At 66.5% G+C, this 23,383-nt stretch carries 20 protein-coding genes; 9 read left to right on the top strand and 11 right to left on the bottom strand.

What is annotated here, in order from left to right:
* Positions 1-250 precede the first annotated feature (250 nt).
* The gene (pepN, locus tag AUCHE_RS11830) at positions 251-2,953 is read left to right on the top strand and encodes an aminopeptidase N (protein WP_143115163.1); all 2,703 of its coding nucleotides are present in this window, start codon (positions 251-253) and stop codon (positions 2,951-2,953) included.
* 39 nt (positions 2,954-2,992) lie between these two features.
* Here pepN and AUCHE_RS11825 read toward each other — a convergent pair whose 3' ends face one another.
* Positions 2,993-4,417 carry a P-loop NTPase family protein gene (locus AUCHE_RS11825; protein ID WP_143115162.1) on the bottom strand — a complete coding sequence of 475 codons (1,425 nt, stop codon included), beginning with the start codon at positions 4,415-4,417 and terminating at the stop codon, positions 2,993-2,995.
* A 266-nt stretch (positions 4,418-4,683) separates the two neighbouring features.
* Positions 4,684-5,919 carry a globin domain-containing protein gene (locus AUCHE_RS11820; RefSeq protein ID WP_040322289.1) on the bottom strand — a complete coding sequence of 412 codons (1,236 nt, stop codon included), beginning with the start codon at positions 5,917-5,919 and terminating at the stop codon, positions 4,684-4,686.
* A 173-nt stretch (positions 5,920-6,092) separates the two neighbouring features.
* On the opposite strand from AUCHE_RS11820, the gene putP reads away from it, so the two are divergent.
* Positions 6,093-7,646, top strand: a complete 1,554-nt coding sequence (gene putP, locus AUCHE_RS11815) for a sodium/proline symporter PutP (RefSeq protein WP_006503543.1) — start codon at positions 6,093-6,095, stop codon at positions 7,644-7,646.
* A gap of 142 nt (positions 7,647-7,788) precedes the next feature.
* Here the strand turns inward: putP and AUCHE_RS11810 are convergent, their stop codons facing one another.
* Together AUCHE_RS11810 and AUCHE_RS11805 are read right to left on the bottom strand one after the other, a co-directional pair.
* Positions 7,789-8,418: a hypothetical protein gene (locus AUCHE_RS11810; RefSeq protein ID WP_006503542.1), complete on the bottom strand. Its 630-nt coding sequence runs from the start codon at positions 8,416-8,418 to the stop codon at positions 7,789-7,791.
* 327 nt (positions 8,419-8,745) lie between these two features.
* The gene (locus AUCHE_RS11805) at positions 8,746-10,170 is read right to left on the bottom strand and encodes a YihY/virulence factor BrkB family protein (protein WP_143115161.1); all 1,425 of its coding nucleotides are present in this window, start codon (positions 10,168-10,170) and stop codon (positions 8,746-8,748) included.
* A 256-nt stretch (positions 10,171-10,426) separates the two neighbouring features.
* Here AUCHE_RS11805 and AUCHE_RS11800 point away from each other — a divergent pair, with 256 nt between their 5' ends.
* The 3 genes from AUCHE_RS11800 to AUCHE_RS11790 all read left to right on the top strand — a co-directional run bounded on the left by AUCHE_RS11800 (position 10,427) and on the right by AUCHE_RS11790 (position 13,227).
* Positions 10,427-11,497, top strand: a complete 1,071-nt coding sequence (locus tag AUCHE_RS11800) for an App1 family protein (RefSeq protein ID WP_006503540.1) — start codon at positions 10,427-10,429, stop codon at positions 11,495-11,497.
* 102 nt (positions 11,498-11,599) lie between these two features.
* The gene (locus AUCHE_RS11795) at positions 11,600-11,950 is read left to right on the top strand and encodes a rhodanese-like domain-containing protein (protein ID WP_040322361.1); all 351 of its coding nucleotides are present in this window, start codon (positions 11,600-11,602) and stop codon (positions 11,948-11,950) included.
* 65 nt (positions 11,951-12,015) lie between these two features.
* Positions 12,016-13,227, top strand: coding sequence for an ATP-binding protein (locus AUCHE_RS11790; RefSeq protein WP_006503538.1), 1,212 nt, complete (start codon positions 12,016-12,018; stop codon positions 13,225-13,227).
* A gap of 134 nt (positions 13,228-13,361) precedes the next feature.
* Here AUCHE_RS11790 and AUCHE_RS11785 read toward each other — a convergent pair whose 3' ends face one another.
* Both AUCHE_RS11785 and AUCHE_RS11780 read right to left on the bottom strand, forming a co-directional pair.
* On the bottom strand, positions 13,362-14,462 hold the full coding sequence (locus AUCHE_RS11785) for a HigA family addiction module antitoxin (RefSeq protein WP_006503537.1): 1,101 nt from the start codon (positions 14,460-14,462) through the stop codon (positions 13,362-13,364).
* Positions 14,463-14,477: 15 nt separating this feature from the next.
* On the bottom strand, positions 14,478-14,777 hold the full coding sequence (locus tag AUCHE_RS11780) for a type II toxin-antitoxin system RelE/ParE family toxin (RefSeq protein ID WP_006503536.1): 300 nt from the start codon (positions 14,775-14,777) through the stop codon (positions 14,478-14,480).
* A 272-nt stretch (positions 14,778-15,049) separates the two neighbouring features.
* Between AUCHE_RS11780 and AUCHE_RS11775 the strand changes: the two genes are divergently transcribed.
* The gene (locus tag AUCHE_RS11775; RefSeq protein WP_006503535.1) at positions 15,050-15,319 is read left to right on the top strand and encodes a hypothetical protein; all 270 of its coding nucleotides are present in this window, start codon (positions 15,050-15,052) and stop codon (positions 15,317-15,319) included.
* 249 nt (positions 15,320-15,568) lie between these two features.
* Here AUCHE_RS11775 and AUCHE_RS11770 read toward each other — a convergent pair whose 3' ends face one another.
* Both AUCHE_RS11770 and AUCHE_RS16740 read right to left on the bottom strand, forming a co-directional pair.
* Positions 15,569-16,153 (bottom strand): RES family NAD+ phosphorylase, encoded by a 585-nt coding sequence (locus tag AUCHE_RS11770; protein WP_006503534.1) that lies wholly within the window; start codon positions 16,151-16,153, stop codon positions 15,569-15,571.
* Position 16,154: 1 nt separating this feature from the next.
* The gene (locus AUCHE_RS16740; RefSeq protein WP_155889065.1) at positions 16,155-16,307 is read right to left on the bottom strand and encodes a hypothetical protein; all 153 of its coding nucleotides are present in this window, start codon (positions 16,305-16,307) and stop codon (positions 16,155-16,157) included.
* A 122-nt stretch (positions 16,308-16,429) separates the two neighbouring features.
* Between AUCHE_RS16740 and AUCHE_RS11765 the strand changes: the two genes are divergently transcribed.
* The gene (locus AUCHE_RS11765) at positions 16,430-17,047 is read left to right on the top strand and encodes a GNAT family N-acetyltransferase (protein WP_245706862.1); all 618 of its coding nucleotides are present in this window, start codon (positions 16,430-16,432) and stop codon (positions 17,045-17,047) included.
* A 161-nt stretch (positions 17,048-17,208) separates the two neighbouring features.
* On the opposite strand, the gene AUCHE_RS17795 is transcribed toward AUCHE_RS11765, so the two are convergent.
* The 3 genes from AUCHE_RS17795 to AUCHE_RS11750 all read right to left on the bottom strand — a co-directional run bounded on the left by AUCHE_RS17795 (position 17,209) and on the right by AUCHE_RS11750 (position 20,014).
* On the bottom strand, positions 17,209-17,802 hold the full coding sequence (locus tag AUCHE_RS17795) for an MFS transporter (RefSeq protein ID WP_006503531.1): 594 nt from the start codon (positions 17,800-17,802) through the stop codon (positions 17,209-17,211).
* Positions 17,799-18,473 carry an MFS transporter gene (locus AUCHE_RS17790; protein ID WP_006503530.1) on the bottom strand — a complete coding sequence of 225 codons (675 nt, stop codon included), beginning with the start codon at positions 18,471-18,473 and terminating at the stop codon, positions 17,799-17,801. The genes AUCHE_RS17795 and AUCHE_RS17790 overlap by 4 nt, the downstream gene beginning before the upstream one ends.
* 269 nt (positions 18,474-18,742) lie before the next feature.
* On the bottom strand, positions 18,743-20,014 hold the full coding sequence (locus AUCHE_RS11750) for an MFS transporter (protein WP_006503529.1): 1,272 nt from the start codon (positions 20,012-20,014) through the stop codon (positions 18,743-18,745).
* Between the two features lie 679 nt (positions 20,015-20,693).
* On the opposite strand from AUCHE_RS11750, the gene AUCHE_RS11745 reads away from it, so the two are divergent.
* The gene (locus tag AUCHE_RS11745; protein WP_006503528.1) at positions 20,694-21,962 is read left to right on the top strand and encodes a hypothetical protein; all 1,269 of its coding nucleotides are present in this window, start codon (positions 20,694-20,696) and stop codon (positions 21,960-21,962) included.
* Positions 21,959-23,335, top strand: coding sequence for a DUF4041 domain-containing protein (locus AUCHE_RS11740; protein WP_006503527.1), 1,377 nt, complete (start codon positions 21,959-21,961; stop codon positions 23,333-23,335). Before AUCHE_RS11745 ends, AUCHE_RS11740 begins: the two co-directional genes overlap by 4 nt.
* The last annotated feature ends 48 nt before the right edge of the window (positions 23,336-23,383 follow it).

The raw sequence follows: 23,383 nt of genomic DNA, 5'->3' as shown, positions 1-23,383 counted from the left end.
GCGTCGACGGCATCGCCCGGGCCAGCTCGGCGGCCGTGACCCGACTGGAGACGATCACCGGGGTGGCCCGCACCTCGGAGAGCCTCAGCGTGGAGACGAGCCATTCGGCGGAGTCCATCCGGGGCGAGGCCGACGAACTGCAGGCCATCGTGGGCCGCTTCCGGGTGGGAATGTGATCTGACCGGCGTTCCGCCACGAATTGCGTGTTATCACCGCTCTTCTCCGGCGTCCGGCGGATAGCGTGGCGCACGTGACGACGAACCTGAGCCGTACGGATACGCGGCACCGCAGCGCCCGGGTGAACATCTCCAGCTACCAGGTGGAGATCGACCTCTCGGAGAGCGCCGACCACCACCGGGCGACCTTCCCGACGCGCAGCACGATCGTGTTGGCCAGTCGGGAACCGGAGACCTTCCTGGATTTCGTCGGGGCGTCGGTGGACGAGGTTCTGGTCAACGGGGAGGCCCGCCAGGTCGAGTACGACGGAGCCCGCATCAGGGTGACGGGTCTACGCACCTGCGCCGACCCGTCCGCGACGATCCCGGTGGACCGTCGCCCGGACGTGGCCGACGAGCAGGTCGCTGCCGCGCTGAACACGATCACCGTGTGCGGGCAGGCCAGGTACAGCCGCAGCGGCGAGGGACTGCACCGGTACGTCGACCCGGCCGACGGGAACACCTACCTGTACACCCAGTTCGAGCCCTCGGACGCCAGGCTGGTCTTCGCGAACTGTGAACAACCGGACCTGAAGGCGATCTTCGAGGTCACCGTCACCGCTCCGGCCGAATGGGAAGTGCTCGGCAACCAACCGGAGGTCTCCCGGGAGGACGCAGGGACCTCGAGCGGCGGGCAGGCCCTGGTGCGTTGTCGGTTCGCGCCGACGCCGCCCCTGTCGACCTACCTGGTGTGTGTGGCGGCGGGCCCGTACCGGCGTTGGTCGGACTCGTGGACGGGGACGGTGCGCGACCAGGCCACCGGCGAGGAGTCGACGTTGACGGTGCCGCTGTCGGTGTTCTGCCGGCGCAGCCTCGCGGAGAGCTTCGACCCGGAGAACGTCCTGAAGGTCACCCGGCAGGGTTTGGACTATTTCCACGAGCTCTTCCGCAGCCCGTACCCGTGGGGGAAGTACGACTCGATCTTCGTCCCGGAGTACAACCTGGGCGCGATGGAGAACCCCGGCCTGGTGACCTTCTCCGACGGCGCGTACGTCTTCCAGTCGGGGTCGACCCGGGCCGATCACGAGCAGCGCGCCAACACGATCCTGCACGAGATGAGCCATATGTGGTTCGGCGACCTGGTCACCCCGCAGTGGTGGGATGACCTGTGGCTGAAGGAGTCCTTCGCCGACTACATGGGGACGGCGGCCAATGCGGAGGCCACCGAGTTCACCGAGGCGTGGACGGCGTTCTGCGCCCGACGTAAGGGGTGGGCCTACCGGGCTGACCAGCTGCCGACGACTCATCCGATCGTGGCGGACATCCCCGACGTGGAGGCTGCGGAGCAGAATTTCGACGGCATCACCTATGCGAAGGGTGCCGCGGTGGTGAAGCAGCTGATCGCCTACGTCGGCCAGGAGGCCTTCCGTGCGGCGATCCGGGCCTATTTCGCCGAGCACGCCTACGGGTCGACGTCCCTGCCCGATGTGTTGGCCGTCCTGGAGGAGCACAGCGGACGTGACCTGAAGTCGTGGTCGACGATGTGGCTGGAGACCACGGGCATGTCGACCTTGACTCCGCGGGTGGAGGTCGACGGTGAGGGCCGGGTCGTCGAGTTGTCGATCACCCAGGAGGGGCACGATCTGGTGTCCGGGGGGCCGGTGGTGCGTCCGCACCGGCTGGTGGTCGGTGTGTACGACCGCGAGGGCGACGGGCTGTGTCGTACCGACCGCATCGAGTTGGACCTGGTCGAGGAAGTCACTTCGGTGCCGCAGGTGGTGGGCAGGCCGCTCCCGGATCTGATCGTGGTGAACGATGACGACCTGACCTATGCCAAGGCGCGTCTGGACGAGCGGTCCCGTGAGACGGCGTTGACCTCTTTGACGTCGATCTCGTCGTCGTTGACCAGGGCCTGCCTGTGGGCGGCCTTGTGGAACGACTGCCGGGACGGTCTGCTGCCGGCGGCGCGTTTCGTGTCCTTCGTGATGGACCAGGCGCCGACCGAACCGGATGTCGCTTTGGTGACGACGGCTCTGCAACGGGCGGTCGATGCCGCGAATTCGTTCGTGCCCAGACCTGCCCGGGCTGCGGCGGTGGCTTCGATCGTGGAGACGGCGTGGCAGCGGTTGCAGGATGGGTCGTCCGGCCCGGACCATCAGCTGGCGTGGGCGCGGGTGTTCGCGTCGGCGTCGTTGAGCTGTGATGCCCGGGCCGTGGAGATCCGTGAGTTGTTGGACGGGCACCGCCAGGTGCCGGGTCTGGCGGTCGGCCCGCAGCTGCGTTGGCAGTGGTGGCGGGCGTTGGCGGCGACCGGGCATGCGGGCGAGGTGGAACTTGCGGACGAGCGGCAGCGGGATGTCACCTCGGCGGCTCCGGTGCGTCACCGGTTGGCGGTGGCGAGTATGCCGACGGCTCACGCGAAACGGTCGGCCTGGGAGGCTGTCGTCGAGGATGACCGGTTGACGAACGAAGAGTTGACGGCGTGCGCGACAGGGTTCTCGACTCCCGGGCAGGAATGGCTCCGGGAGGACTATGCGGGTCCGTATTTCGCGATGTTGTCCGAGCTGTGGGCGAGTCGGAGCATGGAGTTGGCCGACCGGGCGGTGATCGGTCTCTTCCCGGACACCGGTGATCTGCAGGTGGGCGTCCCTCCTGAGGAGCACCGGCTTCCGGTAGCGGGGGCGACCTGGTTGGCGGAGCATCCGGATGCTCCGGGGGCCTTGCGTCGGCGGGTGTCGGAGTTGACCGACGAGGCGATGTGGTCCTTGCGGGTCCAGGCCGGTTCTGCGCTGTCGTGACCTGTGGCGCGGCCGGTGGCGTGTGGAGTCGCCGGCCGTTCAGCCCTCGCTGACGAAGGATTCGAAACGGCCGTCGGAGGCGTCGAGCAGGGAGGCCGCGAGCACGGTCAAGGCCATCTGGGTGGATTCGCTCAACATGCCGATGTCGATGGGCCCCCCGGTGGCCAGGTGAGGATCCTCCGGCGAGGTCAGTACCGGGACACCGGTGTCGGAGAGCTGCTGGGCGGCGGTCTCGGCACTCATGCCGGTGCGTCGCCCGGTCTCCACGACCACGGCTCGGATGCGCAGGGTCGAGACGCCACCGCGGCGCAGGCGGTCGAGGGTGGCCCGGCAGGATTCCACTCCGTCGAGAGATGGCGCGGTGACGACGGCAGCTGCGTGGACGTCGCGCAGGATCATGGCTGCGCCGCTGTCCGGGCGGGCGCAGCCCAGGTCGACGACGGTCACCGCCCGGGTCCGGCTCAATGATTCGACCAGATCTCCGGCGACGGCGGGAACCATGGATTCGGCCGGGGGGAGAACTGCGGCGAACCTGGCGGCCACTCCCAAAAGGTCCACTCCGGCCTGACCCAGCTGTACCGAGTCCTCCTGGGAGAGGAGTTCCTCGAGGTGGACCGCGTGTGCTTCGCCCAGTCGGCGGCTCATGCTCCCCCGGTCGGGGGAGGCGCCGACCAGGGCGATCCGGTCGGCGCGCAGCTCACTCATGATGGCGCCCAGGGCCACCGAGATACTGGTCGCGCCGCATCCCCCGGCGGCGGAGACCACGGCGATCCGTCGCCCGGTCGACATCGGACGTTGCACGGCGCGGTTCGCCAGGGCGAGATCGTCCGGGGTGGCATCGGCCCAGGGCTGCAGGGGTGCGCTGACCCGCCGCCTTCGGGTGTTCCGGTGGCGGCGTAGTCGGGGTTCGGTGATGTCCTCCTTGACCAGGAAGAGGGTCGGTTCGGCCGGGGGGAGGTCGTCGAGCGGGGCCGGGGCGCGGTTGAGGGGGGTGAGGTCGAGGTACGGGGTCGTCGGTTGGTCGGTGGCCGGGATCACGGGGGGCTCCGGAGGGAAGCGTGTTTCCGGGGTGGCCGGGGGCTCCGGAACGACCGGGGATTCCGGGGTGGCGAGTTCGTCACCGGTGGTGAGGTCTCCGCGGTGCACGTCCTGTGTCTCCGAGGCGACGCGGGGTTCGACCGGTGGGTACGGCGGGGGTGAGGGGAAGAAGAGCGACGGGGCGGGTTCGGCCGTCCTGACCTGGTGGGGCGGTTCTGGTGGGGGCGGCGGTTCGTCCTGCGGGGTGGGTTCCTCGTCCAGGAGATGGGCGGGAACGGCCCAGCGTTGGTCCTCCTCCCGGGCGGGGGTGGGGCTCCGCCGGGGGATCGGGGGCGACACGGGGGCGGCCCGCGGCGTCGGCGGGTGGGCTTCCGGTGGCGTCTCGACGGTGTCCTCCCTGCGCGAGGGGATGCTTCCCTGTCCCACCCGCAACACCGTACCGTTACCGCAATCTGACGAGTTACGCCGGTAGGGTGGTGAATTGGATTGCCAGGAGGTCGGTTTCCAGTTCATCGAGACGGTTGTCCGGTCTCGATGAACTGTTGGTCGTGGGTGTACGACACAGGAACCTCCCTGGCACGCGTCCACTCACGATAGGTGGCGGATCGTCGCTGCCGTCGAGGCTCTCCCCCTTCGGAACGGGATCCCGGCCGGGTCCCTGTCGTTCTCAGGGGCCCGGCCGGGTGAGGAGATCAGGCCGCTTCGGGATTCTGCGCCCACAGGTCGGGGCCGAAGACCTCGTAGCGGATACGGTCGGCGGGGACACCGCGGTCGAGGAGGGTGCGCCGGGCGGCGCGCATGAAGGGCAGCGGTCCGCACATGAAGACGTCGAGATCCTCGGGCAGGTCGACGGTGGACAGGTCCATCAGGCCGTGGACGGCTCCGCGCCCGGCGGCGGCCTCGTCGAGTTCCTCGTACCAGAGGTGGGTGCTGACCTGGGCGAGACGGTCGGCGGTGGCGCGCACGGTGTCGTACATCGGGTGGGTGCCGGCCGTGCGGTCGGCGTGGGCGAGGACGACGGGTCGTGTCGAGCCGTGGTCGGCGAGGCTGTCGATGATGGCGGCCATCGGGGTGATGCCCACGCCTGCGCTGATCAGCAGCAGGGGAGTGTTGCTGTCCTGGAGGACCACGTCGCCGCAGGGGACGGAGACCTGCAGGACGGTGCCGACCGGGCAGTCGTCGTGCAGCATCGTGCTGACCAGACCGGCCGGGCTGTCACCCTGGGCGTGGACCCGACGCACGGTGATCTGCATCCGGTCCGGGCGGGGTCCGCTGGAGAGGGTGTACTGCCGGGGCTGGGTGGTGCCGTCGTCGAGCCGGGCGTTGACGGTGACGTACTGGCCGGGCAGGTGGCGGGGGATGTCGCCGCCGTCGACCGGTGCGAGGGTGAGGGTGAGGATCTCTCCGGGGACCTCGTCGTGCCGGTCGGTGACCCGGTAGTCGCGCCAGGGCTGTTCGGGGTCGACGCCGTTGAGGGCGTAGATCCGGGCTTCTTCTGCGGCGAGTTGCAGGGCGAACAGCCAGTAGACCTCGTCCCAGGCCGCGGCGACCTCGGGGGTGACGGCGTCGCCGAGGACGTCCTTGATCGCGGCCATCAGGTGGTGTCCGACGATCGTGTACTGGGGTGCGGTGATGCCCAGCGAGACGTGTTTGTGGGCGATGCGTTCCAGGACGGGCCGGAACGAGGGGGCGTCGGGGTCGATGAGCTGCACGGCGTAGGCGACGACGGACGCGGCGAGGGCCTGGGCCTGTTCACCCAGGGCCTGGTCGGCCTTGTTGAAGACGTTGAGGAGTTCGGGGTGGGCGGCGAACATCCGCGGGTAGAAGTTCGAGGTGATGGCGACGGCATTTTCGGCGACCACGGCGGCTGTCGCCTTGACGATCGCTTCGGACTCTTTCGAGAGCAGCGGCGGCACAAGGACTCCCATCAATTTCAAGGACTATGGTCCTTAAAATACCTTCTCTCTCGTGCGCCGTGGAAGAGGGCCTGAACGGGACTCTCGGTGGGACAGCCGCCAGATCACCCTCCGCACAGATCGTGCCGAAGCCCCCATCTGCGGATAACCTCCAGGAACCACACCCGCCTGAGCAAGGAAGAACAATGAACGAATCGTTCTGGCAGGGTCTCGCGATGGTGATCTACCTCGGAGGAATGCTCCTCATCGGTTGGTGGAGCTATCACCGAACCCACAACCTCGACGACTACATGCTGGGCAGCCGGGATCTCTCCCCCGCCGTCGCCGCACTCTCCGCCGGCGCCGCCGACATGTCCGGCTGGCTGCTGATGGGCCTCCCCGGCGCGATCTACAAAGCCGGACTCGTCGAAGGATGGATCGCCGTCGGCCTCACCGTCGGCGCCTGGCTCAACTGGAAATACGTCGCGCCACGCCTGAGGTCGTACACCCAGGTCGCGGACAACTCCATCACCGTCCCCAGCTTCCTGGGCAACCGCCTCCACGACAGCAGCAAACTGATGCGCGTCGTCTCCGGCGTCATCATCCTGGTCTTCTTCACCTTCTACGTCAGCTCCGGAATGGTCGCCGGCGGCGTCTTCTTCCAATCCAGCTTCGGCATGGAATACCGCTGGGGGATGCTCCTCGTCGCCGCCGTCACCGTCACCTACACCCTCTTCGGAGGCTTCCTCGCGGTCTCCTACACCGACTTCGTGCAAGGCATCATGATGGTGCTCGCACTCGTCCTCGTCCCGGTCAGCGGGATCATCGCCCTCGGCGGCTGGGGAGAGTTCACCGACGCCGTGGCCGTGTCCGACGCCCAAGCCGGCATCAACCGCTTCGCCGTACTCCCCGCAGAGATGACGACCGTGGCCGTCATCGGCATCGTCTCCGCGCTCGCCTGGGGACTGGGCTATTTCGGCCAACCGCACATCATCGTCCGATTCATGGCCCTGCGGTCGGTCGCCGAGGCGAAAGCCGGACGTCGGATCGGCATCGGCTGGATGCTCTTCGCCGCCCTGGGTGCCATCTCCACAGCCCTGGTCGGCGCAGCCTACTTCCAACGCCGCGGCGGCCAGCTGAGCGACCCCGAGACCGTGTACATCCGGCTCGGGCAGATCTTCTTCCATCCGCTGATCGCCGGTTTCATGCTGGCCGCCGTGCTCGCCGCGATCATGTCGACCATCTCCAGCCAACTCCTGGTCACCGCATCGGCGCTCGTCGAGGACGTCTACAAGGCCTTCGGCGGCGCGGAGAAAGCCGACGCACACCACGTGCTCATGGGGCGGCTCGCCGTCCTCGGGGTCTCCGTGATCGCCGCGGCGATGGCCTGGAACCAGAACGCCACCATCCTCCAACTGGTGGCCTTCGCCTGGGCCGGATTCGGTGCCGTCTTCGGGCCGATCGTGCTGCTCTCCCTGTACTGGCGCAGACTCACCACGTGGGGCGCGCTCAGCGGCATGATCTCCGGTGCGATCACCGTCGGTGTCTGGGGCAAGCACCTCTTCGGGAAAGAAGGCATCTTCGCGCTCTACGAGATCCTGCCCGGCTTCCTGGTCTGCGGGCTCGTCGCCGTCGTGGTCAGCCTGGCGACCTACCGGCCCGACCCGGAGATTGACCGCGAATTCGACGAAGCACTGAAAGCGCTCGAAGGTTTCACCGCCGAGGAGAACCCCGGCGCGGGATCCCCGGCGAAAGCCTGACCCCGCAAACCCCACCAGGGAGGTGCCCCCGGGGCGGGGCACCTCCCTGGCGCAGAGGGGTGTTGCACCACTCGGTGGACCGTCGTCCGTCGAGTGCATCCACCGGCATGGGTACCGGTAGTTCGTGAGGGCGTCCCTACGGTCAGAGACGCACGCCGCGCGACCGGCCGTGACCAGGACGGCCGGCGTCGTACGCCGATTCGACCTGACCGCGACGCACCGTCCGCCCGGGAGAAGACTGTTCCCAGCGCACACCCTCGTCCCAGGCCATCGGGTCCTGCGGCCCGTGCGAGGGGGAAAACGCCCCGGAGGACCAGGTGTCGCCGGCCCCACCGGGCAGGATCGCCAGATGGGGGCGACGAGCCGCATCCAGGGAACGACGGGCCTCGATCCGTTCCGTCGGGGTGCACTGCACCACCGTCAGATGGGAGGCGGCACCGGAAGAAGAGGACAGTGCGGGCGCCGGAGCACCGCCCGACAGGGACGTCACCTCGGCCGGACCCCCACGGCGACCGAGACGACGAGCCCCGACAAGGGAAACCACCGACCACACGAGACCGGCTGCGGTCAACGCCACCAGCGCGGCCGAATACCAGGCCGGTGTCTCCGGCAGCAGGCAGACGGCATTCCCGACGACCAGAGCACTGGCCACCAACAAGGTCAACTGACGGGCGCGATGTTCCTCGACGGAGGCACCGGTGAGCGGGCTTCCCGCAGCCGCCGCGGCCAGAGCGCAGCAGGACGATGTCAACAGCAACAGGTGAACAGACATCCGTGTGTTCCTTCCCCCTTCACCGAAGGCATCCCCATGCCGTCGATGAATCCCCAGAACCACATCCGGGTTTTTCCCCTTACCGGATATGGCGAACGCCGTGCCATCGATACGAGGTTTCCCGACCCGGTACCGGACGAACGTTCAACAGGAGAGTACAAGGGCGTAGGACGCCCGGGCGAACTCGTGACCTGCTAGGACGAGAGGAAGGACGGGCTGTCCTGGGCCGGGCGGAAACCCGACCGGGCCCGGTCGTCCACGATGTGGATGACCGGGCCCGGCAGGAAAATCGGTGAGACCGTTCGGCGGCCCGCAGGCCGCGGAACTTCAGTTAGCTTCTGCGCGACGGGAATCCCGAGAACGGCCGCTTCCTTCACCATGAGGGTCGACCTGAGCCTGAGCCTGAGCCTCCTCCGACTCCAGACGCAACCGGCGACCCTCCTCGATGCTTCCCTCCAACTTCTCCCCACGCTTCTCGCTGCCGACCACATCCCGCGGCGGCAACTGCAGGCACTCCTCCGCGACGATCCCCGACTGCAACTGCCGGGCCCGCTCCAGCTCCGCGTCCAGCTCCGCACCGAACAACAAGGACACATTCGTCAACCAGAGCCACATCAGGAAGACGATCACACCGGCCAGAGCACCGTAGGTCTTGTTGTAACTGCCGAAGTTCGCCACGTAGAAACCGAAACCCAGGGAGACGACCACCCACGACGCCAGGGCCACCGCGGCACCCACCGAGATCCACCGGAACCGAGGCTGCTGAACGTTCGGGGTGAAGTAGTAGAGCATGGCCACCAACACCATGACGATCAACAGGACGACCGGCAGTTTCGCCAGCTCCCACGCCGTCACCGCGCTGTCGCCCACACCGATCAGATCACCCAAGGTGCGCGCCACCGGCCCGGAGACGACCATCGCCACCATCACCAAGGACACCAGCAGCAACATCACGAAGGTCAACACCAACTGGGTCGGGATCAACTTCCACCAGGGGCGACCCTCGGTGACCCCGTAGACCCGGTTCATCGCCCGGCTGAAAGCACCCACATACCCCGAGGCGGACCACAACGCACCCAACAGGCCGACCGCCAGGGCGAACCCTGCCGCCTGCGCGGTGACCATCTGCTCGATCACCGGCCGGATCAGGTCCAGAGCCTCCTTCGGAGCGAACCGGGACGCCGTCTCCAGGGCCGAGTTGACGGTCCGCTGCCCATCACCAAGCACACCCACGAGAGCCACCAGGGTCAACAACCCGGGGAAGAGCGCCAGCACCGAATAGTAGGTGAGCGCCGCAGCCTGATCCGTGCACTCGTCCTGGCTGAATTCCTGCACCGCTTTCTTCCACGCGAACATCCAGGACGGCTTCGTCAGCTTCTGCGGTGAATCGACTTTCCCGGGAGCGTCCGGAGCCGGCGCGCTCTGCGCCTTGGCCGCAGTCGCGCCCACGATCTTCTTCTCGTTGTTCATGTTCTGCACCTCCCGGTCGGCGGTGACAGTACCCGCATGGCGGGCCGACCACACATCCTCCAGACCGGCAGTGTGTCGACAGGTCGTCCCGACCGGGCGGGTCGGAGCCGTGTGCGAACGGCTCAGCGCCGGACGGTGCGGCCGACGGTCCCGCGGATCGGCCGGCGTGTACTCCCGGGGAGTGGCGTCTGAGGCGTGGCGTCCGTGCCGGTGGGTGATGGTGCAGTGCGTGGGCCGGGGACGGCGGGTGTGCGGACGGTGCACTCGCGTCGAAGGAGTCATGACGCCGTTCCTTGCTGGTCTCGCTCGTCTGGACGAGTCGTCCTCGCGGGCATCCTGCCCTGTTCCACGTCGGTTCCTTCCCGGAGAGCGAGGCCGGTGCTGGTTGCGGTGTTCCCGGCCAGCTGGTGAATCGGCAGGACATACGTCAAGTTGAGCGGGGAACCGGTGGGCTCTGATTCACATCCGGATGAGGTCAGGTCGGCGTCCCTGCTGCCGAGGCGCTCTCGTCCCAGGAAGCCCTGCTAGGTTTGCGCATATGGCTCGCCCCCATATCGCCGCGGTCGTCGAGGACGCCTGGCACAGCCAGGTCAACGGAGTTCTGCAGGTCTGCGGGTGGAAACCGCGAGTCATCGCCCATGCCGGCTACGGTTCGCGCAGCTTCCTGCGGGTCCTGTCCCGGGTGGTGCTCTCCCGGCACGCCCTGGACAGCACGGAGACCAGGGCTGACGAGCACGGGCAGACCATGTTGAAACCTCCACGCGAGTTGCGGGGGTGGCGTGCTTTCGTCACCGCGCAGGCCACCGGGATCGGGGTGCGGGTCGACGTGGGGGGCCGCACCGTGTACACGCAGACCGACCGGAGCGGTTATGTCGACGTCACCGTGGTCGATCACGGCCTGGACGCCGGTTGGCACGAGGTGGCCGTCACCCCTGAGGACGGCAAGTCGCAGAAGGTGCCGGTCATGATCGTCGGTGACGACGTCCGTTACGGGCTGGTCAGCGATATCGACGACACGGTGATGATCACGATGCTGCCGCGCATGTTCATCGCCGCGTGGAATACCTTCGTCCGGCACGAGCAGGCCCGACACATCGTGCCGGGGATGGCGCCGATGTACCGGGACCTGTTGGCGGAGCACCCGGGGTCGCCGATCTTCTACCTGTCGACCGGGGCGTGGAATACGGCGCCCACGTTGACCCGGTTCCTGAAGAGGCACGGCTACCCGTTGGGGCCGCTGCTGCTCACCGACTGGGGGCCGACGAATACGGGGTGGTTCCGTTCGGGGCAGGAGCACAAGCGGGAGAACCTGCACCGCCTGGCCCGGGAGTTCCCCGACATCCAGTGGATCCTGGTGGGCGACGACGGCCAGCACGACCCGATGATCTACGGTTCGTTCGCGCACGACCGGCCGGATGTGGTGCGGGCGATCGCGATCCGGGAGCTGACTCCGGCGGAGCAGGTGCTCAGTCACGGTCTGCCGGTGTCCAACGAGGAATTGGGTCCGCGGGTGGTGCACGGTGAGGTCCCGGTGGTGCGCGCCGGGGACGGGTACGGGTTGTTGGTGAAATTGCAGCGGGTCCTGGTCCGGCATGCGCCGAAAGGCTGAGGCGCTTATCGGTCCCTGAAGCGGGGCCGTTCACCGATCTACCTGCACCTGAGGTACTTTCGCGGGCTGTTTTGCGGCGGGCGAAGGGGCATCATGTCGTCCATGACGAAGATCCCGGCGCAGCCGCAGACCGGAGTGCCTACTGTGGGCCACGCCGAACTCGCGGACGACGTCTGCCTGATCGACGTGCGGGAAATCCACGAATGGGAGCTCGGTCACGCGCCCCGGTCGGTCTGTGTCCCGCTCGGTGAACTCGAGAGCCGGTTGGCGGAGCTGCCCGCCGGGACACGGATCGTGGTCTGCTGCCTCGACGGGGACCGGGCTTCCCGGGCGGTGGCTTTCCTGATCACGGTCGGTCGTGACGCGGTGAATCTCATCGGCGGTATGAGGGAGTGGGCTCGGAGCAACCGTCCGCTGGCGCACACCGGTCCGGGGGCGCCTGAGGTGCGTTGACCGCGACGATCGGGTCTTCTGCGCGCCTCTGCCGGAAAAGCTAGAGATGTGAATAGTGTCCGATCGTGGATCCGATCCGTAATCCTTATGCTCCCGGCGCGGGCCAGCGGCCGCCCGAACTGGCCGGGCGTGACGAACAACTCCGGACCTTCGACGTCGTCCTGGAGCGGGTCGCCAAGGGGCGGCCGGAGCGTTCCGTCGTCCTGACCGGGCTGCGCGGCGTGGGCAAGACCGTCCTGCTGAACGCCCTGCGTGGTTCGGCGGTGCGCGCCGGGTGGGGGACCGGGAAGTTCGAGGCCCGCCCGGATCAGACCCTGCGCCGCCCGGTGAGCGCGGCCTTGCATGTCGCCGTGCGGGAACTCGGCCATCCCAGTGGGGACGAGGTCGACCACGTCCTGGGCGTGTTGAAGGCTTTCGCCCTGCGGGATGCCGCGCCCACCGCGAAATTGCGGGAGCGGTGGCAGCCGGGCATCGAGGTTCCTGCGGTGACGGGCCGGGCCGATTCCGGGGATATCGAGATCGACCTGGTCGAGTTGCTCACCGATGTCGGCGGGCTCGCGCAGGACGTCGGCAAGGGGGTGGCCCTGTTCATCGACGAGATGCAGGATCTGCGTGCTGACGACGTCTCGGCGCTGTGTGCGGCCTTCCATGAGATATCGCAGAATTCGCTGCCGGTGATCGTGGTCGGGGCCGGGTTGCCTCATCTGCCGGCGGTGCTCTCCGCGTCGAAGTCGTATTCCGAACGGCTGTTCCGTTATTCCCGGATCGACCGGCTCGACCGGGGGTCTGCCGAAGCGGCCCTGCAGGTGCCGGCCCGGGACGAGGGTGCCGAGTTCGGCCCGGACGCGCTGGACGCGATGTATGCCGCCACCGGCGGGTATCCCTACTTCATTCAGGCCTACGGGAAGGTCGCCTGGGATGCGGCGCCGCAGAGCCCGGTGACTGCGGCCGATGTGGCGGTGGCGGCGCCGGAGGCGGAGGAGGAGCTCGCGGTGGGTTTCTTCGGGTCGCGTTACGAACGGGCCACCCCGGGTGAGCGTGAATATCTGCGGGCGATGGCCGATATCGCGGAGTCGATGCGGGCCGATGGTGAGGAGCTCGACGACTCGGCATCGGTGCCCACCTCGCGGGTCGCCGACCATCTGGGGCGTAAACCGCAGTCGCTCTCCCCGGCCCGGGACGGCTTGATGAAGAAGGGCCTGATCTATTCGGGAGAGCGGGGGCGCATCGCGTTCACGGTGCCGCACTTCGGGCGGTACCTGTTGACGACGGGGTGACTTGTCTGTGCCCGGGGGCGGCGGAGCGGTGCGCGTCCAGTTCGACCGGATCATCGATGCCCTCTACCTTGGCCTGAACGTCCTCGCCCGAGCCTTCGTGGAAGCGATGGGCCGCTGACAGCAGGGACACATTGCTATTGGTCGCCTCCAGCGTGCAGATTCCACCGAGCCAACTGACTGTCCACGTTCTCTGCGCCACGTACTAGCTCCGTTCGCCAGTCGAGCTTGCCTTCCTTCTGCAACCGCCCGACAAGCAGCAACGGGTGGACGCCGAGTCGCGTAGCCTCGGCCTTGACCCACGGCCTGCGGATGACAACTGGCGGGGAGATTTCCTCGGGGAGGCACCAACCGCGTGCTTTCTTGTTTGCTGCTTCCTCCCGATCACTGTGAGAGCCGCCATCTTCGTCGATGAGTGGGACGGGACCGTCGAGGTCGCCGTTGACGACATGGGCGACCTCGTGGAGCAGCGTGAACAGCACCTTGTCGAAGCGCTTGCCGCGGCCGGACAAGGCGATCACCGGCTGATTCGGGTCGCCATTGAGCAGGAAGGCCGCGCCGTCGATGCGACTTCCGGGGAGCGCCTCTTCGTAGACCAAGCGCACACCTACCTCAGCGAATAGCGACGGGAGTCCCACGAAGTCACTCCCGGCGAGGACCCGCCGACTCAGACCTTCCGCTCGGGAGATGAGACCGTCATGGTCGTATCCCTCCACGGTCATCGTCCGCGCCCGTCCGCGCGTGATCGCGACCCACGCCTGCTGTGTAGGGGTGACGGGGCTACCGTGGTTCTGCCGCTTAGCTGCGGCCGCCCACGTCGGCTCGTCAGTGAGCGACCGGATCTCCAATAGGTCGCAAAGGGCCGAAACCTGCTCCTTCAACGTGCCTTCTGGCAGTACCCCACGCCTGCGCAGGACAGCCACCGGAGCCAACTCGTTCATACGGGCGCGTGTCTTGACGTCCTCCGCACGGCTTGCCGCGGCAGGATCGCTCTGCTTGAGCTTCAGCTCAAAGAGATTCTGCAGGTTGAGCCAGTATTCCGCCGACGTATTGAAAGCCGCCGCGAAATCCAGCGCTGTATCCCGAGTGATCTCCTTTTTCCCAGACACGATGCCGGAAACAAGCTGCGCTGGCCGTCCGATGATCTCGGCGAAGTCCGCCTGCGTCCATCCCCGCGCTTCGAGTTCCTCAGCCAGGAACTCGCCCGGAGGGAACGCCATTGCGAGGTCAGTGCTCACGACGCCGCTCCTTTCTCAGTGATAGTCCAGTCCGTCGATGACGACGGTCACCCGGCCAGCCTCGTCGGATTCGAATCTGACGATGAGCCGGTATTTGTCGTTGATGCGGATGGAGGAGGTTCCCCGCCGGTTGCCCTTCAACTGCTCCAGCCTGAGTGCTTTGAGATTGCGCAGGTCGCGCTCATCGACTGCTGCCTCAATCTGTTGGATGCGCCGGCGATAGCTGCGCGTCACCTCAGCGGGCCACCTCCTCGTGCGGTAGCTCGCTTCGTAGGCAAGGCGGCACAGATCGTCGTCCTCGAAGATCAGTCGCACCGCGCCTCCCTCGTGCTGACTCGGACAACCTTATCTCATAGTGGACTTCAGTGGTGCACTGAATGCGCACATACGAGATATGGAGATGTGCGGTACTCTAGGACGAGTGAGGGGCGGTCCGCTCCAACGGCCCGCCCCTCCAGCCCGAGATCAAGATCCGGGAGACCATGCACTGGCTCTCTGATCTTACCGAAGCGCCCGCACCGGATGCTCCGTCACGAAGGCCACCGGGGAGCGCCACCCCGACACCACCATCACACAGGCGGTGTGACATGGACGTCGACATCATGATGAGCGGCGACTGGGAGCGCGAGCTGAAGAAGTTGGTCAGTGGCGCAGTTCAGGAGATCGCCGACGACTACCAGTCGATGTTCGACCGTCTGGGGCGCCAGTATCAGGGTCGACCTGTTGCTGAGGTCAAGGCGGCCCTGCGCCGCGAGTGGAAGCGCCTCGGCGGCATCATCTCCGAGCGTGAGCTGAACGAGTACGCCCAGCTGATCAGCGACGGCACCCGGATCCAGATGACGGCCAGCCATCACTGACCGATCATGTAACCGGTTCTGCCTCGGTGACCAGTCAGCGGGGCAGGACCTCCGTAATCTCGATGTACCGACTCCGGACCATGGGGCCAGTCTCATTTCTTTCGCTCAGGGGCTGTCCCCTTATCCCTCGTTCGCCCTGGTTCGCTGTCTCGTTCCGTCTCGTCGCGGACACGTGGTCGTTCCGTGCACTTCCAGGTCAGATCGATAGTGAGCCCGGTGTTACACGAGTGGTCTCATGCGGCTGGGGCGCTAATGCACTACCGGCCAATCCACTGAGGTGGCGAATTCCTGGACCAGGCCGGCCGCGAAGGGGTCACTCAGCGGCATCGAGAAGCCCGGGAATCTCGGCATCGAGTCGGCGGCGTGGTCGAAGAGCACCACCACGTGCCCGCCGCCGTGCATCGTGGACGCGGAAACGAATCCGTCCAGCGGGTCGCCCGTCAAAGGGTCGGTCAGGTCGTGGATTGCTGCAGCCCAGGTGCGGCAGACCCGTTTGGGCCGCGTGTGCAGGCTTGCAGATGCCCCGTGCCGTAGCGGCCACGGCCCGAGTAGATCCAGCAATCGCAGACCCCGCGTGGGCATCCAGACGATCAGGTAGGGGCGAGAGGTAGACAGGTGGATCGTCCGGCTGCTTTGGAACGACTCCGCAAGGCACACCTCGGGACAGGTTGCGGCGTATAGCACGCCGTACCCGGGGTGAGCACCTTCCGGCTGCGGGTGCGGATCCCACCGCATACCTGCTACGGGACCGGACTCCCGGTAGGTATTCCATGGGATTAGGAAAGCCTCGCCGAGACGGTGGACGCGCCACAACGCGTCATGCCGGGTGATCACGTCACGTCGATGTCGACCGGGGATGGTTGGGGTCGGGCAACGCAGCCAGGATGTCGCGCAGGTGGGGGAGGACGCGTCCGTCGCTCATCTGCCAGGCTGGGTAGCGGACGTCCTTGTGCGAGATCCGCCAGGCCATGAGAGTCCCGGAATTCACCCGGTGCGACACCGAGGTGGGGTTGATGCCCAGCAGAGCCGCGTAGTCATCCTCTGTGATGTGCGCTTCCGGATGTTGGTCCAGGATCCGTTGGACGGCGAACAGAGAAGGCGAGATGGGACATGCCGATCCCGCTACGCGCTGACTTGAATGGCACGAGCCGTCAGTCTGGGGAGATGCACACGACTCCTTGGCCCGCACACGTCGATGAGCTGACCCTGCGATACGCCACCGAGGACGACATTGAAATCCTGCAGTCCTTCCGGAACGACCCCGACGTCAACCGATTCATGGTCAGAACCTTTGTCGAACCGGAGCAGCTGCGCCATGAGTGGCTGTCGACCTCGACCAGCGAGACCGACTACTCATGTGTTGCCGAGCTCGATGGCCAAGTGGTGGCGATGGGCTTCCTCGACATCGTCGACGGTCCCGGACAGCCTGGAGCACCGAGAGGGACCGACGGCGTCATCGGCTACATCGTCCGGCCAGGGTGGCACAGGCGCGGCATTGCGACTCAGCTGGCGGAAGGACTGCTGCTGGCGGCTTTCGAGGTCCTCGGCCTACGGCGAGTCACGGCCACGGCGAACATCGATAACCCAGCGTCCTGTCGAGTCCTCGAGCGGGCAGGGATGCGGCGGGAGAGCCACACCGTGAAGTCTCTGTGGCATGCGGAACTCGGCTGGCTGGACGAGGCCGATTACGCGCTCCTCGCTGAGGAATGGTTTGCCGCCCATCGTTGACCACCCACCCCGAAATGTGTCTGACATGTCTGCCCACCAGTACTCGCTCATCGGCAGGAGCGCGCGACATGACCCCTCGATCAACGTCCCCGGTCGGTACGGCTGACAACTCGTCAGTCCTGAAATAGTGCGCCCGCTGACAGCGGGATCGATCGAACGTGTTATCCCCCTGCTGGAGGACGGGGCAGCAGCTCGTCAGGGCGTTGCGGACGAGGGCACAGGCCGCGGGTGCGGGCCACGAGGACGAGCACGGTCGCAAGGCCCACGGCGAGCGCGGAGAGCGACATGCCCGTGCGAACGTTCGAGGACGAGGTGACGAGCGCTCCCACGAAAGACCCGAGTGGGACGCCGAGTCCGGACGAGATCATCCGTCGCATGGTGTTGACCCGGCCCTGCATCGCCGGTGGGGTGACCGACTGCGAATAGGTCATCGTGTTGACGAGGATGACCGCGTAGGCCGCTGCCCACAGGAGGATGAGCGTCATCGCGATAGGCCAGGACCCGGCGAGGGCGACGAGGGCCGCGAGTCCGGTCGTCACGGGCAGGGTGATGACGAGCACGGACACCGCGTCCGTTGTCCGTCGGGCTCGGTGCAGGATGATGCTGCCGATGACGCCGCCGGCACTCCACGCCGTGTAAAGCAGTCCGATGCGAGCGTCGCCCTTCGGTAGCTGCAGTCCCCGGTCGGCGAAGACGACGAGCTGGCCCACGATGACACCTCCCGAGAAGGACAGGAGCGTGCCGACGGCTGTCATGACGCGCAGCACCGAGTTGTGGACGAGGAAGTCGAGTCCCTCGCGTATGGAGGCGAGGAGATGGACGCGTTTCTCTCCCCCCCCCGGGCGGCGCGATCGACCCGGATCGAGGCGATGAGCAGGGCGGACGCTCCGAAGGTGGCAGCGTCGACGAGCACCGTGAGGTTTGCCCCTATGAGTGAGGCGAGGAGGCCGGCCAGGGCGGTTCCCGAGATGCGTGCCGTCGTCTCGGCGCCGAAGAGGCTGCTGTTGGCTGCGGCCAGCCGCTCCTTGCTCACGAGGTCGACGACGAGACCGTAGGACGCGGCCTCGAAGAAGAGCGCGAAGGTGGAGGACGCCATGGCGGCGAGGACGACGAGGGGCCCGGCGAGTGCGTCGAGGGTGGCGGTGAGCGGGAGCGAGGCGAGGACGGCAAGGCAGGCGAGGTCGCAGCCCACCATGAGTCGTCGCCGGTCGACCCGGTCGGCGACCGCACCGGCGACGAGCCCGAACGCGAGGTAAGGGAGTGTGCCGCTCGCCGCCACGAGGGCGACGAGCAGAGCCGAGCGTGTCTGTTCGTAGACGAGGATCGGGAGGACGACGATGCTCACGGCGGAACCGAGCGCCGAGATGGTACGCGACAGCCAGAAGCAGACGAACCTCCGGTCGCGGGTGAGCGGTTCGGTGCTCATGCCGGGAGCGCTTCGCCGAGGGTCACCATGAGGAGCTGACGCGTCGGATGAATCCATCGACAGCATCGTGCTGTCCTTCGGAGGTGAAGGCTCCTTTTTGCTGAAGCATTCTGAAGATTTCTCACCAGCGGCTGCTGGCGGTGCCGCATGGGAAGTCCGTGCTCGAGGTGTCGGTCATCATGTGTTGACCAGACGGTGGATATCCAAGCTTTTCTGCCGTGAAAACTTCCCTTTCTCTCTTGGGGGCCGCTTTTCGTCGGACTCTTTGATTACCAGGTATCAGGAGTGTCAAGGTTGCGCAGATGTTGATTGGTCATCACCACCAGGCTGAGAGCCAGGACGGCTACGACGGGTATCAAGACGGTGGTGGTGCTGCCGAGCGTGGTCAGGAATGCGCCGGTGAGGAGGGGGCCGGCGGGCTGGGCCGCGGCGGAGATGACATAGGACGCCGCGAGGACACGGCCCTGGAGGTCCTCGGGGGTGACGACTTGGATGTAGGACATGCTCACGGCGTTGGTGGCAGGGATAGGGATCATCATCACGAATGAGGCGGTGCAGAGCAGGGTGACATTGGTTCCGGCGAATGCTGCTGGGATCCAGGTCAGTGCGGCGGTGAGTGTCATCAGGACGATGAGTCGCCAGAGGGACAGTTTGTTGACGAGTTTGGGTGCCAGGAAGGAACCCAGGAGCAGGCCGGCCGCCGCGGCAGCATCAAAGGCCCCGATGAGTCCGGGGTGGACCCCGGCTGAGACAAGGCGCAGGTTGATACTCACGTAGTAGATGGATATAGCCAGGTTCACGGTGATCGACAGCAGGACGAGGATGCGTCGGGAAGTCGCGGCCCACAGGAAACGAAGGCCTGCTGTCACCTCGTCGAGGAACTGACGTGCGCGTTGCCGGGCGTCCTCGGATCGAGCTCGCTTTTCATGAGGAGGATTGAGAGGCGTGCGGATCCCGAACAGGATCAGGATGTCAGCGGCGTAGGTCGCGACGGTGATGAAGAACGGGACCGCTGCTCCGAGGGCGTAGGCGAGACCACCGAGCGGAGGACCGGCCAGTTGCGAGGCAGATGAGGTCGCTTGCTGGACCGCAACGGCGGTGGGCAGCTGATCACGGGGGAGTACGTTGCTGACCGAGGCCATGTGAGCAGGACCGGAGACCGCTTGACGGGCACCGGCGATGGCGACGATGACCAGCAGGGACCACCACTGCGCGGCACCGTGCCACAGCAGTATCCCCATGCCGAGGAAGGCGCAGAGCGCGATGGCGTCGACGCCGATCATCAGGCGCCGACGATCGATGCGGTCGACCGCGACGCCGGCGATGGATCCGGTGAGGATGTAGGCGAAACCGCTGACCGACGCAATGACCGATGCCGCGCCGACGGAACCGGTGAGTGCGTAGGCCAGCAGGGGGAAAGCGATCCCTCCGGTGGTGGATCCGAGGGTAGTGGCCGTGTTGCCGACCAGGAGTCGCAGCCAGTCGGTGTTGCGCCATACCGACCGATCAGGCTCGGCCCTTGTCTCATCGTAGGTAGTCATCGAGGACACTTGTCGATCGAGGCGGGCCGGCTCGTGTTTTCAATCGGGCGGACTTTTGTGTGGGCGGCCCTGCCGCCGTTGAGCGGTGACTTTTCTCGGGGCGGCGAGTTTCCTTCGCCATAAGAAGGCGCCGCCGGTGGGGCGAGATGCGAAATGGCTCCCTGGTCCGAGCATGTTCGACGCGTCACCATTCATCGAACATACTCGCCAGAAAGGGGTAAAACTGCTGGATCTGTCGAGAGGGCAATACTTTGGTGTCACATGCCGAAGCATTGCCCCGCCTTTAAGGGTTGTTTTATCACGGGGCAGGCGGTGGGATTTCCCCATCGGGACGGCGGTGGCGTTCCAATCATCGATGAAGGTGTGGATCGTCGCGTTGAGGTCCCGGGATGAGGTGTAGCTGCTCCGGTGGATGGGCCGGCGTTCAATGATGCCGAACCGGACCTCGACCAGGTCGGCCCAGGAGGTCGGAGAGGTCCGCCCGAGGTGGGCGAGGAGCCGCGGGAGTGGGCTCCGAGCTTTTAGTTGAATATAGGATTCATCAATTCTCTTGATATTGAAGGTCTTTGGTTTTTCGTTCAGCGCGAACGGCCAACTAAGCCAAGGCTAAGTTCAGGTAGACATTTCTTGTCGTGTATTACGGACCCAGTTATTCCGAAATGGATTCGAGAGGTTCGTGATGGCTAGGAGACGCGGTTTCCTCGCGGAGATCAACCGGCAGGCCAAGGAAGCCGAACGGCGAGAGCACCGACAACGACTCGCCGCGGCCCGAGCACAAGCCGCCGCCGAGCGGGCCGCCGAAAAAGCACAGCGAGACTACGCACGCGCGCTCGCCGCCGCCGAACGGGCCTCACAGGCCGAGCAGAAAGCAGCCCAACGCGAAGCCGAACGGCTGCACGCCGAAGCCAGGACGGCCGAAGCCGCCGCACTGAACTCCGTGCTGGAATCGACCTACGCCGAGATCGACAGCCTGCTCGCCTCGACCCTGGAGAACGACGACTTCATCGACCTCGACGCCTTGAAAGTCGACTCGGTCGAACACCCACCTTTCACCCCGGGAGCCCTGGCCGTCCCGCCCCGCCCGGTCGGTCTGGAATACCCGCCCGAACCGCGCTACGTCGAACCACCCGCGCCGGCCGGGCTGGCGGCGATGCTCGGCGGGAAGAAGAAACACGAGACCGCGGTGGCCCAGATGCGCGCCCACCACGAAACGGTCCACCGGCAATGGTGGGACTACTGCCGTCAGATCGACACCAAACGGACGGCCTTCCAACATCTCGAAGCGGACCGCATCGCCAAACTGGAACGCGCCCGGGAGAACTACGAGGTGAAATGCCGCGTCCGGGAAGCAGAAGCCAAGAACCGGAACGAAGAGATCGAACAGCTCAAGAACAACCTGGCTTTCGACCTTCCTGAGGCCATCGAAGAATATGTCGCGCTGGTCCTGTCGAACTCGGTGTACCCGGAAGCTTTCCCCGTCCGTCACCACGGCACCTTCGACCTGCCGTCGAGGGAACTGACCCTGACCGTCACCGTGCCCCTGCCTTCGGCGGTCCCCTGCGTCAAGTCGTACCGGTACGTGAAGTCCAAGGACCTGATCCAGGAGAGCGTGCTCTCCGCCAAGGCCCAGAAGGACCGCTACGCCTCCGCGGTCTGGCAGGTCGCCGTCCGCACCCTACACGAGGTGTTCGAAGCCGACCGGGAAGGGAAGATCGACTCCATCGCGATGACGGTGGCAGCCGAACGACTGTCGCCGGCCACCGGGAACGCCGAGATCGTCCCCCTGGTCATCGCGGCCGCCGGGCGGGAGGAGTTCAATGGCTTCGACCTGGCCAATGTGGTTCCGTCGGCGACCCTCGAACATCTCGGCGCGGCCCTGTCCAAGTCGCCCTTCGACCTGGCCCCGGCGGACGCCAGCGTCGGCGTGCGGGCACGGGGCCGGAAATGAGGCTCAACTGGCCCGGATGTTGGCCGACGCCTCCGCCCGGCTGGACCCCACCGGCCGGGTGGCGTCCCCCGTCCACCTGGCCGGAACCACCGGTCGGATGGCAGCTGTGGATCGATGAGGTCGCAGCCGAACCGGTCGAGGAGCCGGCCGCCACCCAGTACGGGCCCCCGCTCGACCCGGGATCGGAGGAACACCGGCAGACTCCTGGGACACCGGACGAGACCGAGCTGCTCCGAGCCCGGATCCGCTCCCTGGAGGCGGAACTGGCAGCAGCCCGTGGACGGGGAGGCGCCGACGCGGGCGGGCTCGTGGAATTGGATGACCAGCGGGCCCTGCAGGACGTCGGCATCTACCGCTACCACCATCCGCTCGAGGACGCCCCGGCGTACAAGGAACGACTCGACGACGTGGAAGCGCGCATCGACATGATGGTCAAGGACGGCCGGGCCGTCCTGGCCGCCGACATGTTCACCTGGAACGGTTCCCTCGCCCGGGGCCGGCAGCTGGTGCGCGACCTGTCCAAGTTGATGCTGCGGGCCTACAACGCCGAAGCCGACAACTGTGTTCGCTCGTTGCGCGCCGGGAACATCGGCACTGCGACGACGAGGCTGGGCAGGTCCGTCCAGGCGGTCGAGAAACTCGGTTCGATGATGGAACTGCGGATCAACCCGGAGTACCACGCCCTGCGGGTGGAAGAACTCGAACTGGTCGCCGACTACCGCATGAAGCTCCAGGAAGAACGTGAACAGGCCCGTGAACAGCGGGAGCTTCTGCGTGAGCAGCGGAGGGTGGAAGCCGAACTCGCTGCGGAACGGGCTCGGCTGGACAAGGAACGCGCCCATTACGTCAGCGCCTTGGCCGCATTGGAGGCCAACGGGGACGCCGAGTCCACGGTGGACCTGACCGCTCGTCTCGTGGAGATCGACTCGGCCATCGAGTCGAACGACTACCGGGTGGCCAATATCCGTGCCGGGTACGTCTACGTGATCTCCAATATCGGTGCCTTCGGTCCGCAGGTGGTCAAGATCGGGATGACGCGCCGGATCGAACCGCGTGATCGGGTCCGGGAGCTCAGCGGGGCGTCGGTGCCCTTCCAGTACGACGTGCACGCGCTCTTCTTCTCCGATGACGCGGTCACCCTCGAGAACGAACTGCACAAGGCCTTCGCCGCCCGGCGGGTCAACTGTGCCAACTTCCGTCGGGAGTTCTTCTTCGCGACCCCGTCGGAGGTGCGGGCCGTGCTGGCCGAGAAGGTCGGTGGGCTCCTGGAGTACACGGAGACCCCGGATGCTTCGGAGTATCACCAGAGCTTCGGGTCGTGGCCGGCCGAGTTGACCGCCGCGCCCGGGGATCACTGGCGGGTTGCCGTGTAACCGGTTGTGGCGCAAAAGGTTCCGCATTCAGGGGAGATGCGCCGGATA

The organism is Austwickia chelonae NBRC 105200 (assembly GCF_000298175.1).
GTDB lineage: Bacteria > Actinomycetota > Actinomycetes > Actinomycetales > Dermatophilaceae > Austwickia > Austwickia chelonae.
This window is presented reverse-complemented; position numbering and strand designations above follow the sequence as displayed.